Annotated in this window: 8 protein-coding genes; 5 read left to right on the forward strand and 3 right to left on the reverse strand. The window is 62.1% G+C overall.

Features of this window, described 5'->3' with window-relative positions; translation table 11 throughout:
• Positions 1 to 347 precede the first annotated feature (347 nt).
• Positions 348 to 1124, reverse strand: a complete 777-nt coding sequence (locus MUN23_RS18685; RefSeq protein WP_248760328.1) for a DUF2510 domain-containing protein — start codon at positions 1122 to 1124, stop codon at positions 348 to 350.
• Between the two features lie 477 nt (positions 1125 to 1601).
• Between MUN23_RS18685 and MUN23_RS18690 the strand changes: the two genes are divergently transcribed.
• The 3 genes from MUN23_RS18690 to MUN23_RS18700 all read left to right on the forward strand — a co-directional run bounded on the left by MUN23_RS18690 (position 1602) and on the right by MUN23_RS18700 (position 5165).
• Positions 1602 to 2039, forward strand: coding sequence for a trypco2 family protein (locus tag MUN23_RS18690; protein ID WP_248760330.1), 438 nt, complete (start codon positions 1602 to 1604; stop codon positions 2037 to 2039).
• Positions 2040 to 2055: 16 nt separating this feature from the next.
• Positions 2056 to 4605 carry a tetratricopeptide repeat protein gene (locus MUN23_RS18695; protein WP_248760332.1) on the forward strand — a complete coding sequence of 850 codons (2550 nt, stop codon included), beginning with the start codon at positions 2056 to 2058 and terminating at the stop codon, positions 4603 to 4605.
• Between the two features lie 383 nt (positions 4606 to 4988).
• Positions 4989 to 5165: a hypothetical protein gene (locus tag MUN23_RS18700; RefSeq protein ID WP_155855702.1), complete on the forward strand. Its 177-nt coding sequence runs from the start codon at positions 4989 to 4991 to the stop codon at positions 5163 to 5165.
• A gap of 196 nt (positions 5166 to 5361) precedes the next feature.
• On the opposite strand, the gene MUN23_RS18705 is transcribed toward MUN23_RS18700, so the two are convergent.
• Positions 5362 to 6528: a protein kinase family protein gene (locus tag MUN23_RS18705; protein WP_248760334.1), complete on the reverse strand. Its 1167-nt coding sequence runs from the start codon at positions 6526 to 6528 to the stop codon at positions 5362 to 5364.
• Between the two features lie 823 nt (positions 6529 to 7351).
• Here MUN23_RS18705 and MUN23_RS18710 point away from each other — a divergent pair.
• Both MUN23_RS18710 and MUN23_RS18715 read left to right on the forward strand, forming a co-directional pair.
• Positions 7352 to 11257 (forward strand): RHS repeat domain-containing protein, encoded by a 3906-nt coding sequence (locus MUN23_RS18710; RefSeq protein ID WP_248760336.1) that lies wholly within the window; start codon positions 7352 to 7354, stop codon positions 11255 to 11257.
• A 387-nt stretch (positions 11258 to 11644) separates the two neighbouring features.
• The gene (locus MUN23_RS18715) at positions 11645 to 12211 is read left to right on the forward strand and encodes a hypothetical protein (RefSeq protein ID WP_248760339.1); all 567 of its coding nucleotides are present in this window, start codon (positions 11645 to 11647) and stop codon (positions 12209 to 12211) included.
• A 182-nt stretch (positions 12212 to 12393) separates the two neighbouring features.
• Here MUN23_RS18715 and MUN23_RS18720 read toward each other — a convergent pair whose 3' ends face one another.
• Positions 12394 to 13020: a recombinase family protein gene (locus MUN23_RS18720; RefSeq protein ID WP_248760341.1), complete on the reverse strand. Its 627-nt coding sequence runs from the start codon at positions 13018 to 13020 to the stop codon at positions 12394 to 12396.
• Positions 13021 to 13044 lie beyond the last annotated feature (24 nt).

Here is a 13044-nt window from a genome sequence, read left to right on the forward strand (position 1 = left end):
GCAGACCGAAATTGACACCCGTCTCATCAACCGAGATTGGCTAGTTCGACCCGCCCGTAAGCCGGTCGTTCACCGTGCAACCGACTTCGATGTCATTTTCAGAAGACGCCTGCACGGAATATCCGAAGTCCTCTGCACTCAATGCCAACGTGGCAGCACTTCTACGCGTAAGCCGAGCCTTTGCTGTCACTTTCAGAATTTCGCTGCACGAACGTGCGCCCGTTCAGGGTCTCGTATTCTCCCTACCCTGAGGGGTAATTGCTGGTCACATTGGCGCCCCTGGTCGTGGGCGGGGTCATTTTCGCCTAACTCGGTGGTGGAAGCAACCCCGCAGCTTTTTGACCCTCCTAAAGGGCGCCGCTTAGAGCAAGGAGTGCCATCAGCGTATAAACAATGCCAAGGATCAGGCCGACAATCCCGAACACCCGAAATTTCTTTGCCATGGCGGATGACTGCTTCGACAGGCCGATCCCCGAGACCACCGCCGCAGCAAGCGACAGAAGCAGTCCAAAGATGGGTGTGTTAAATAGGAAGAAGGCGGCGATGCCAAGACTGAATCCAGTCGTTGCTGCTGGGTTCGATGGTCCGACCGTGCCGCTCGTTCCGGCAGCAGCGTCGATGGTGTTGCTAAGGCCGCCGATCGCTTGGGTGTGCTGAGTCCAAGTTTTGCCGTCCCACCATCTCTGTTGTGATGGGTTGTCAGTGTCCTTGTACCAACCTGCCGATGGGTTATTCATTAGGGGCCTTTCGGACTCATGCAGAGGCTGTCCCCCATTCAGGCTTGACGGATGCGCTTGGTGGCCGCGTGCGGACGTGGGCGCGCCGGGGTACCCCGATGCGAATACAACCTCACCTCCGATCGGGCCGAAGATCTTCACGCAGAGAAGCATTACTTGGGCCGATTTAGCCTGAGAGCCTGTCACACGCTGAAGCTCGGGCTCGAACTTACGAACAAGCCATCTCACTTCTTTTTCTCCGACTATCGGATGGGGCACCCAATGAGGGAGGGCTTTTGGCTCGACGTAAGCCACTTGGCTGATCGAGAAGGCAATTGCCCTCGGCACCCCTACTCCTTCAAGACGGAACTTCAGTTCGTCTGCAGCGCCCTCCATGATGATGTCCATGTCCACATCGTGCTCCACAGCATGGTGGCCAAGCAAACGGAGAGCAGGACCTATGCACAAACCGGATGACGAATTCTCAAAAACGAAGGATTTCGAGAACGGTCTGAATCGAGAATCGATGCCACAGCAGGTCCTGAACACACGTCGATTGTGAATCGCAGCGATAAATGGCGGCATTTTCGCGGCGCTAAGTGTCGCCTCGGGTGCCCGTTAGCCGAACCTTGAGCGGCACTTTCTCGACGGGGCATCAAACGAAGGAATATCTGCTTCTGCTGTTGGCTCAAGAAACCAGGGCATTGGTCTGGTGTGACCACTTCGGCGGTTTGCCGTTGCCTCCCGGAGGAGGAGCCCGTGTCGGACGCGGATGCCTAGCGTCGCTCTGTCCTCCGCTCTGGATTGTGCGGATGCGCCGGAGGATACTGTCTGTTGCGGGCAATTTGCCGGCTTTTGGGCCATGACGGGGATCGGGTGGTGTTGATGGCTGAGGAACAGCCGACTTTGGGGCAGTTGATTTGGCTGGTGCGGCGTGAACTGGAATGGGTCCATGGAGTCGATGTCGATCATCCGCTGCGGTTCGATGTCGGTTCGGTCGAGCTGGATGTGGCGGTCGAGGTCGCCCGGACCACGGGTGTCGGCGGCGGGCTGGATCTGAAGGTATGGGGAGTGGGCGGCTCGGGTGAGTTCTCCCGCGAGAGCTCACGGGGATCCACCACAACGGTTCATGTCGTATTGACGCCCCGGGACACCCGCTCTCCGGGCGGGAAGTTCGATGTCTCGGCCCTGGACACCGAACCGCCGCCGCGCCGGGCAGGGGTGACAGGCACCGGCGATGTTCCGGCGGAATCGTCTGAGTCCACGGACCCAGATGGTTCCCCGCGGGGGGCGCGCGACATCGAGCCCCCACCCGACCGCTGAGACAGCGACCTCGAACATGGCCGACGACGAGGGTGAGGGAGCCAGACTGATCGAGCCCCGGCTGGTGAAGGTCCGGGCGGGGGAACGAGGGGCCGGGTGGGCAGTAGGTACCCGGGGCGTGCTCACGGCGCGGCACGTGGTCGCTCCATACCTTGACCACACGGTGGACTTTTGCCTGGCGGTGCCTGACCCGAGGCCGGGGGCGGAGGGGTTCGGCTGCACCGTGGTGTGGCAGGACAAGGACCGCGATCTGGCGTTGCTGGCCGTGGACCAGCAACAAATGAATGCCTGGACAGCCGCCGTGGGTGCGGGTACCGGTCCGCGCCTGGCCGAGCCGGGCACGGCCCCGCTGGACGTTGAGGCCGTCGGCTACCCGGACGCCACCATCGAAGAACACTTCCCGCACCCGGAGCAGGTGCCCGGGGTGTTGCGGCCGGCCGGGGGCGCAATATCCGGGCTTATGCCGTTGGACGTCGATGGCAGCGTGCCCGAGGACCACGCGCTGTGGGAGGGGATGTCGGGGGCCGTGGTCCGCGACCGGGCCACCGGCCGGCTTGTTGGTGTGGTCCTCAAGGCCGATGACGACCGCCAACACCGGCGGCTCTACGTCCGCCCCCTGCCGGACCCTGACCGCGACGCTGGCTTCGCCGCGGCCTTGGCCATGGTTGATGCACCCTCGGTACTTGAAGCAGTTAACGCGCCGAGGGTGAGACGGTTACTGGCAGTGGGGGACGGGGCCGGACGCCCCTACAGGGTCGGGCAGGTTCCGCAGCTGAGCCTCTTCGGCGCCCGGAGGGCTCGCACTGACGTCGACACCCACGGCGACCCCTACTACCCCTTCGTTCACCGGGATCTCGACGAGGACCTGGCCGCTGCTTTGGACCGCCGCGTTGACGGCACCGACCCGCGGATGCTGCTGCTCGTTGGTGATGCCATGAGCGGTAAGTCCCGTACCGGCGCGCAAGCCGTGAGAAGCCACCCCGTCCTGTCCAACCGTGCACTGTTGATTCCCACCTCCGGAGCTGATCTACGTGACGTCGTTGATCTGGCCCCACCAGAAGGTGCAGTGCTGTGGCTCGATGACCTCAACACATTTCTTACGGGCCTGGATGCTGGTGTGCTGCGCTACTGCGAGACCCGTCCCGGGCTTGTGGTCGTGGCCACCCTGCGGTCCGAGTTGCTCAGCGGTTTCCTGGACCGCCCGGAGCTGCGACCGGCCTGGGCGGTGGTCGATGACAACACCCTCGTCGAGCGGTTCGCGCTGCCCGGTGAATGGTCCGAACAGGACCAGCAAGCACTGGCCGGCGTCGAGCCGGTGATTCGGAACAAGGTCGCCGCCGGCCTTTCCCTGGGGGAGGTCCTCGGCGCGGCCGAAGAACTCCAAAACCGTCTCGCCCACGCCGACCCGTTCAGCCGGAAGGCGGTGGCGTTCACCATCATTGACTGGGCCCGCACCGGGCTCACCGAGGGCATCCCCGAGCGACTCGCCGAGGAACTGTGGCCCAGCTACTTGTCCAAGAAGGACGCCTTGGTCGTGAACAACAGGGACCCCGAGGGACGACACAAAGACTTCAAGAAAGCACTCAAGTGGGTACTGGCACCCATACCCGACACTGCGACCATGCTCGTCACCCGCACTGAGGGTCGGCTGCAGGCAGAGAACTACCTGGTCGCTCACCCCTTACAAGAGATCCCTCCCTTCATATGGAACGCTGCACTCGACCACGCCACGACTGCTGAAGCCCCCGCGACAATCGCGATACTGGCTTACACCGCCGCTCAGTCCGGTGTTAACGACGTCGCCAACGCCGCCTATCGGGCCGGCATCGACAGAGGCCACCCCGGAGTCGCCCCAGTGGCTGCGCTCGGACTAGGGATGCTACTCGAGGAGCAGGGCAACCCGGACGGGGCGATCACCGCCTACCAGGCCGCCCTCGACAGCTACCACACCGTGGTCACCTCGGGGGCTGCAGTCCGCCTGGGGATGCTACTCGAGGAGCAGGGCAACCCGAACCGGGCAATCACCGCCTACCAGACCGCCATCGAAAGCGGCCACCCCGAACACGCCCCGTGGGCTGCAGTCCGTCTGGGGAGGCTGCTCGCGGCGCAGGGCAACCCGGACCGGGCAATCACCGCCTACCAGACCGCAGTCGACAGCCGCCACCCCGATTACGCTCCGCGGGCTGCAGTCCGCATGGGGATGCTGCTCGAGGCGCAGGGCAACCCGAACCGGGCAATCACCGCCTACCAGACCGCAGTCGACAGCGGCCATCCCGAACGAGCCCCGCTGGCTGCGGGCCTCCTGGGGATGCTCCTCGAGGAGCAGGGCGACCTTGACGGGGCGATCACGGCCTACCAGGCCGCAGTCGACAGCCGCCACCCCGACGTCGCCCCGCTGGCCGCGGTCGACCTCGGGGCGCTGCTCGAGGAGCCGGGCAACACGGACAGGGCGATGGTGGCCTTCCGGGCCGAGATCGCGGCCCGCCTGGGCGCGCTGCTCGCAAAGCAGTCATCGCCCAGGCGGGCGCGCCGTCGACAGCGGCTAAACCACCGCGCGTCCCAATAGGGTCCTTCCAAAGGTCAGCGAACCAGTGCCGGCTGGACTGGCCCCCGTCTCGCCCGGCGTCGTGGAGGTGACCGACTCACTTTTCAGTTCACGGACAGGCAGAGCATATCGTTCTCGATATACGAAGGATTCCGAGAGGACATCGAATCGAGAATCCCGGAGTCGATCGCTCTGTGAATTTCAGCGGTAAATGGCGGCGTTTTCACTGCGCTATTTGGCGCATGGTGCAGCCCCAAGGGGATCGGCTTGCGGGACGCAGCCAGGACGCGAAGCAGCGCGAAAACGACGACATCGAGCGGAGCTGTCCACAGCAAACCCTTTTGTAAAGGGCACAGATTACAATGGGTCAAGCAGCTACAACCCGAACAGGTAGGACTCCCGGCATGGCCCACATCAGCGTCCCAGCCTTCGGCACCGTCATGATTTTTCGGGTTCCCGAGGATGCCGACATGAGCGGATTCAGTTTCGCCGGCTTCCGGAACCGTGCCGATGCTCAACAGCAACTCAACACCTACCTCGAGGGTCTGGGCTACGACGTGAGCCAATCCTATTTGTGGTGATCGTGCCGGATGACGGTAGGGGTTCCGGACGCACGAAACCCCGGCCGCCGCTCTCTCCCCTTCAGCAGCACCTGTCGAGGGTGTCTCCTCGCCTCTTGCGGACGCTCACACCATGGCCCGTCGGTCTCTTTTGGCCAGTCTCAGGGCAAGGGGAGAGCGTGGTCGGTTTAGGGGCCGAGAGGCGCCTGAGGCCAGCTCATGCCAGGAAGCTGTCCCTGTCCAGCGCGGCCACCGCATCGATTATTTCTTGGATTCCGGTGTAGCGATTTTCAACGGTCAGGTCTGTGCATTTCCGGACAATCGCCCCTAGTTTGGCACCTGCCACGTGTGGGGCCTCCTTTCCGGTGAAGATGAAGGAGAGGATGAATCCCACCGAATAAATCTCGTTGCTGAGGGTGTAGTCCTTAAAGCTCGTGAGAGTTGGGTCAAGGATGGTCCCTTTCATCTCGGTCCCTGTGCGGGTGAGCAAGGAACTTTGAGTTTTGTGTAGACCAAAATCTGACAGTTTCACCTGAACTACTCCGGCGTCGTAGGTCTTGACGAGCACGTTCGTATAGCTCAGGTCCCTGTGAAGGACGTTCTTGTATGCAAGGTAACTGATGCCGAACAGGAACTGCTGTGCGATACGTTGCCGCTTGCTGAAGTCGAACTTCGGGTTGCCGTTATTCATGGAGATGTATTTTCCGAGGGTGTAGTCGCAAAACTCCATGGCATAGCTGATTCTGGTTTCGTTGTATCCGTAGACAGCCAACACGTAAGGGGAGCTGAGTTCGGCCAGAACGTCATACTCAGCCTTGAACCTATCCAGCTCTTTCTCCGCGAGACTCTTCTTGGCGACCTTTACGGCGACGGGCATCTTGTATTCAAGATCCTTGTACTTATAGACAATCGCGTAGGAACCCTCCCCAAGGGGCCTCAGCGGATACTCTTTGCCGGCCTTCTCGATGCGGACGATGTCTGCCGCAATAGTAAGGATGGCCTCGTAGTCCTCGATGGGTATCTCTTCGAAATCCGGGGGCATGGGGCTTCCCCCGCTGGGGGATAAAAAGGTACGGCAGCGTTCGAGCGCATCTTCATAGGTCTTGCTCAGACTGACCTCAACATCGACCCTCTTGAGGTTCGTCCTTAGCTGTCCCAGATCACGAATGACTTCAAGAAGGTCCCTGCTCTGATCAGCGTTGTAGTGCCCTCCCCGCTCCCGTTTGTGGTTCATGTGACCTAGAAGCGTGTTGAGCTTGTCGTGGAAGTAGGCAAAGGCGGGGCGAAGCGCCTCCCTTTGATCTTGGTAGTAGCGGGCGTACCGGTCATCGTATGGGTACGCCGAGTATTTGTTTTGTATGTCTTGAAAAACGTCTGCTGGCACTACCAAGGTTCCCCCATCGATGAAAAGGCTATCCACCTATTCTCAGGTAGATAGGGGCGATGTTTCCGATGCTGCCTCGGACTGAGTCTTCGGTAAAGGCTGCGCCCGTAAGCCGGTCGATCACCGTACCGCGGAAGTCCGCCGCCGTGTTGTCAGTTTCAGAAGTCGTCTGCACGGAATATCAGAAGTCGTCTGCACCCGCTGAGAATGTCAATCTGAATTGAGCCCACATTAGCGGTAAGTCGCAGTCTCAACTGAACCCACGTGTCTGGGCTGGAATTACAGCGAAGAGTGGTTGAAACGCTGCCGTCAGGGCTTTGGTCGCGGGCTGGCCAGCCTTTCTGACGATGAATATCGTGGTCTCTGGTGCATCTTCACCCGGTGCCAAGGCTCTGTATCAGAGGGCTGATTGGGAGGAACGGCGATCGGCGCATCCGGATGGGTTTTCCGGCCCCGGCGCCGTCCGGTCCCCTTGTTGACAAAACTGTAGAGCACTTCACAGGGCGCCCTGTTGGGCACCATTGAGTTGCGGCATGAAGCCGCGCAGCAGTGCGGCCGGACCGCAACTATCAGCGCTTGTTTCCGGGGATTGTTTCGGCAGGTCTTGCCGTGTCTCGGACTCTTCGCGCCCGGGCGTTCGACGCTCCTTGGCTTGTCATACCGAACGTATAAGGGCAGGGTAGGCGCCGACATTTGCTGCTGGTTTGGAAAATCATTTACTCCAATCGCTTGCCTAAGCATTCCAGATGGGCTGATGATCATCCTGTGCTCACTGGGGGGCGCGAAGCGGCTCACTGGGGAGCACAAATATTGGGGGCGCAGCATGGCTGCAGCACGGTCTCTTCTGTCCGGTCTCGTTCTCTCCGCCGTGGTTTTGACCGGGTTTGCTGTCCCGGCCGACGCATCACAAACCCCAACAGCGACCCGACCACCAGGCGACGCGGCGTTCACCCTCGCCCCCACGACTCTGGAGCCGGCATCTGCTGCTCCGGCAAATCTCGGCGTCGCGCTGAGCCTGCCGCTGGTTGATGACGGCCTGGCTCCTGCCACGGGCCCGAATGGCGTCCTGTCCGGTTCCCGGTCCGCGGCCGGGATGGTCAGCCACAAACTGACCGACACCATCAGGCAGGAGTGGAACCCAACGACGGGAAACATCCTGGTCACAGGCAAGCTGCTGCACTTGGAGGGCGCGGACGCGCACCCGGACATTGATGTGTCCTGGCGGTACAACAGCATTAACGATGATCGGCCCACTTTGTCGGTAGGAACATCCGAAAGCGCTCTCGTGGTGGGGACGGATAACTCGGTGACCTACACGGCATCTGACGGCGGTACCTATAAGTTTGTGCCGAAGACGGGCGGTGGTTGGACGATGCCGCCTGGTTTGAACGCCACGATCATCGGGCTCAGTGCCTGGCAGGCGGGGCTGCGTTTCAACGATACCGGCGACATGAATTTCTACGACCAGATAGGCGGCGGTGTTTTCAGGCTCGGCTATGCCAGTACCCACTCCAACAATGGCGCGACGGTCTACGACTACGACGCAGACGGGCGGTTATCGACGATCACCACCTTCACAGGTCGTCAGGTGTTGTTCGAGTACAACGATGCTGATAACACCGGCCAGGCCAGCAAGATCACCGACCAGACCCTTAACCGGGTCATCTCGATCGACTATGGCAGCGACGGGCGGATGGCGTCGGTCACGGACGCCACCGGGACCACCACCGGGCTGGGATACACCAACGGCAAGCTCACCCTCGTCCGTGACGGCATGGGAACGCGGAACGAATTCTCCTACGACGCCAACGGCAAAGCCGCCAAGATTATCTACGCCTCAGCCACCGCAGGACCTACCGGGACCGCCACCTGGAACTGGGCAGGCACCTCAGCCAAAGCCGCCGGTGCCTGGCGGACTGCACTCAAACCCGCAGCATCACCGGGGATCAACCCGCGGAGCTTCAGCACCGCGTCCACCGATACTGCCACCACCACGGTCTCCATTCCCGCACCGGCAGGACGGGTGGCGGGGGATGTGTTGGTCGCCTCCTTCACCGCTGACAGGAACCCCACCGTCGCCGTGCCGACAGGCTGGACCGCGATCGTGGACGCCTTGGGCATCAACAGCTCGAACGATACCGGCGCCCGCGTCTTTGCGTACTACCGGGTGGTCGGCGCCTCTGACCCGGCCAACTACACCTGGACGATGAGCAAGTCCGTGAAGTGGGGCGGCGGGATCACCGCCTACACCGGGGTGAACACCTCCACACCGCTGGACAGCACCGTCGCAACAGCGGTGGACGACACTTACGCGGCGACCAGCATCACCGTCGGCAGCATCACCACCGCCAGCGACGGCGGCCTGCTGATCGGCGGCCTCGGGTTTGACAGCTCCAACCCCACCACCAACCCGCCCACGGGCTGGACCGAGCGGTGGGAAACCACCGGCGGCCAAGTCGCCGAACAGGCCGACCGGGTCCAGGACCCGTCCCTTTCCACCACCCACAACCTCGCCGGCGTTGATGCGACCACCTCCACGCTGACGGACACTGCCGGGCGCGTGGCAACCTACAAGTACAACGGCGCCCGCCAGATCACCTCGATCACCGACCCGCTGGGCAACGTCACCACAGACATTTACGACGCCCACGACAACCGACTAAGCCGACTGGATGATCTGGGCAACCTGTCCACCGCGACTTATAACCCGAACAACACCATGAATAACATCACCACACCTGCGGGGGCGACGGGCGGGACCGGCAAGCAGGTCTCCTACACCTACCCCGCCCCCACCGCCGGTGAGCACTGGCTGGAATACCAGCCCGTCTCCTCTACCGACAGTGAAGGCCAGGTCACCACCTACACCTACGACACCGTGCTGGGCTGGCCCTACCAGACCGTCACTCCGGGTGGGGCGGCCGGGGCAGGGACGAAGGTGAACCGGTACCAGGGCGACGCGGCAGGAACCACCTGCGGGGCGGGGCGCGGCCAGCTCTGCAAAACCATCGACGGGAACGGAAACACAACCTCCATCACCTACGACGCGGCCCGGAACCCGGCCACCATCACACCCCCGGCCCCGCTCGGGGCCACGACCAGGACGTTCGATGCCGCGGGCCGGGTCGCGACCAGCACGGACGGGAAGAACCAGATCGCCATCTACTCATACGACGGTAACGACCGGATGCTGCAGACCCGTTTCGGCGCGACCTGTGTCCCGGCGACCTGCATGACCTACACCTATGACGCCAACGGCAACCTCAAAACAATTGTTGACGGCTCCGGCACCACCACGCACTCCTATGACGTGCAGAACCGGCCGACGTCCAAGACCATCGGCGGGGTGAGCACGTCCCTGACCTACGATCCGGCCTCCAACGTCACCAGCTTCACCGACCCGACCGGCACCGTGGGCTACCGCTACGACAACGCCGACCGGCTGACCGCCCTGGCCGAACCCGGCGGCTCCTGCCCCGCGACCCCGGCCTTCCCGAACAGCACCAAATGCACCGGCTTCACCTACGACGACAACAACCGTCGCACCGGGACCATGTACCCGAACGGCGTGAAAAACACCACGGTCTACGACAACTCCGGAAGAATCACCTCCATCACCGCGACCAACACCGCCGCAGCCGTCCTGGCCAAGCGCGCCTACACGCACACCACCTGGGGCACCGCCCCGGTCCGGGACGGCGCCCTGCGGAAGACCATGACGACCGAGACCGGCGAGGTGACGACCTACGGCTATGACGCCGTGAGGCGTCTGACATCCGCCGTTACCGGCGCGGTCACCGAATCCTGGACGTACGACCTCAACGGCAACCGTCTCACCGACGCCAAGTCCGGGACCGCCACCGTCCATTCCGCGTACAACGCCGCGGACCAGCTCTGCTGGTACGCCAGCACCTCCGGGAACTGCTCGGCTCCGCCTGCCGGGGCCACCAATTATGCATATGATGCGAACGGCAACTTCACCGATGGTGGCTCCGCCGCAAACCTGACGTACAACGAGTTCGACCAATTCACCTCCGGCACGAACGGCACCACCGTGACGAACTACACCTACGCCGGAACACGCAACGATGAACGCCTCACCGCAGGCTCAACCTCGTTCCTCAACGGCTCCCTGGGCATTACGCAACTAACCAGGACCGGCGGGGCAACCTCGTTTATCCGAGACCCCGACGGTAACCTAATCAGCATGCGCGACAGTTCCGGTGCCAGCTACTACTACACGACTGATGCCCTCGGCTCCGTCATCCTGCTCACCGACAGCGCCCAAGCCAAAGCCGCCACCTATGGCTACGACTCCTGGGGACAAGCCACCAGTACGACCGGAACCAAAGCAGCCACCAACCCCTGGACCTACGCCGGCGGCTACAACGACACCACCAGCAACCGCATCAAATTCGGCGCCCGCTACTACCACCCCGCCCGCGGCCGCTTCACCCAACCCGACCCCTCCGGACAAGAAGCCAACCGCTACCTCTACGCAGGCGCCAACCCCTGCAACAACACCGACGTCACAGGACTGTCCCATGCTGATTGTGGATTCGCAGCATTTGCCGTTGCAGGAGCAGGACTCGGGTTCATTCTCGGCGCGGGCGCAATTCTGGCGACCATTGCCACAGGCGGAATCCTGCTCGCCCCCACGTTTTTCTTCGCGAGTTCGTTTCTCGGGATCATCATAACCGGGGTGAATGCCAACAGGACTTGCAACTAGACCTTTACTCCTGAGAGAAACGAGCAATATGGGTGTCATACCGGGGCCATCAAGCCGGAGGATTTTCGCAATCGCCTTCTTCGCCATTGCGATTGTGTTTCTGATCAACGCGGTCCTTTCGATCTCGCGTTCAGATTGGTTCTTTGGCGTCTGCTTCATAGTCTTTGGCTTGGGCTTTATTGGCCAGGGGATATATTGGATCCGACAAAAACGGGAATAACCGACAAATGAAATGGTCACCCGAATATCTTTACGGCCCATGCGTACCGTTTCACTGCCGGTTTGTCGGTTCCATCTTTCCTGCCCGCTTCCTCCATCTTCGTTTTGAGGGCATGGCTATCCTTGAACGCTTCAGCCCCAAGCCGTCAGACATGCTTCCTTTCGGTTGTGAACTACCGCTACGACGCCGCCAACCGGCTGACCGCGCTGGCCGAACCGGGCGGATCCTGCCCCGCTACCCCGAGCTTTCCTAACGCCACCAAGTGCACCGGTTTCACCTCCGACGACAACAACCGCCGGACTGGCACCACGTACCCGAACGGGGTCATGAACACGACCGTTTACGACAAGGCCGGCAGGATCACCTCGATCACCGCGGTCAATACGTCCGCGGCCGTCCTGGCCAAACGCGCCTACACTTACACCACTCATCCCACGACTGCCCGGGACGGTTCCCTGCGCAAGACCGTGACCACCGAGGCCGGGACCGTCACCACCTACGGCTACGATGCCATGAAACGGCTCACTTCAGCCGTCAGCGGGGATGAAACAGAAGCCTGGACCTACGATGCGAACGGCAACCGGCGCACTGCAGCGAAGACCGGGACAGCAACCATCCGTTCCGCCTACAACGCTGCTGACCAGCTTTGCTGGACCGGTTCAGGCGCCGCAGCCTGCGCCACACCCCCGGTCGGCGCGTCCACCTACACCTACGACGGAAACGGTGGAGACTAGGACTCTTGTCGCTCTATCCGGCACGATTGTGTTCTGTACTGCCAGGGGGAAAGCGCTGAGGTCTACCTGTTCACACCGGCAGTGAAGGGACCGTTTGGTGACTGACCACGTCTGACCGAGGCAGCCATGTCGCTTTCTCTGGGCCGGAGCGATTCCTTGAGCCGCAGAAGGGTCCGTTCGCGTTAGTTCTTGTTGAGCTGGCGTGACAACAGCTTTTGCCCGTCGGGGCGCGGTTCCCCGGTTGGTGAGACGTGTCGGTAGAGGGTTTGGCGTGTGATGCCGAGTTCGGTGCAGAGGTCTCCGATCTTGGTTTCCGGTTTACCCATAGAGGCCATGGCAAGACGGACCTTGGTGGCCGTCATTTTGTAAGGACGTCCGCCGTTCCGGCCGCGGGCCCGGGCGGAGGCAAGGCCTGCCATGGTCCGTTCAGAGATGAGTTCGCGTTCGAATTCGGCGAGGGCTGCGAAGATTCCGAAGACGAGTTTGCCGGAGGCGGTGGTGGTGTCGATGGCGGCGCCCTGGCCGGTAAGGACTTTCAGCCCAATGCCGCGTTCGGTCAGGTCGTGGACGATGTTGACCAGGTGGCGCAGGTCCCGGCCGAGCCGGTCCAGCTTCCAGACGACCAAGGTGTCGCCATGGCGCAGGGCTTTGAGGCAGGCGGCCAATTGCGGCCGGTCATCGTTCTTTCCGGAGGCCCGTTCATCGTAGAGAGAGTCGGTGCCGATGCCGGCGGCCGAGAGGGCATCGCGCTGCAGGTCTGTGGCTTGGGATCCGTCGGCTTTTGAGACGCGCATATATCCGACCAGCACAGCCAGTTCCCCTTTGTCATTTAT

Source organism: Pseudarthrobacter sp. SSS035, assembly GCF_023273875.1.
In the GTDB taxonomy this organism is placed as follows: domain Bacteria; phylum Actinomycetota; class Actinomycetes; order Actinomycetales; family Micrococcaceae; genus Arthrobacter.

Coding starts and splice junctions, on each gene's coding strand:
- MUN23_RS18685 (WP_248760328.1), bottom strand. CDS start 1,124: ATGGACATCATCATGGAGGGCGCTGCAGACGAACTGAAGTTCCGTCTT.
- MUN23_RS18690 (WP_248760330.1), top strand. CDS start 1,602: ATGGCTGAGGAACAGCCGACTTTGGGGCAGTTGATTTGGCTGGTGCGG.
- MUN23_RS18695 (WP_248760332.1), top strand. CDS start 2,056: ATGGCCGACGACGAGGGTGAGGGAGCCAGACTGATCGAGCCCCGGCTG.
- MUN23_RS18700 (WP_155855702.1), top strand. CDS start 4,989: ATGGCCCACATCAGCGTCCCAGCCTTCGGCACCGTCATGATTTTTCGG.
- MUN23_RS18710 (WP_248760336.1), top strand. CDS start 7,352: ATGGCTGCAGCACGGTCTCTTCTGTCCGGTCTCGTTCTCTCCGCCGTG.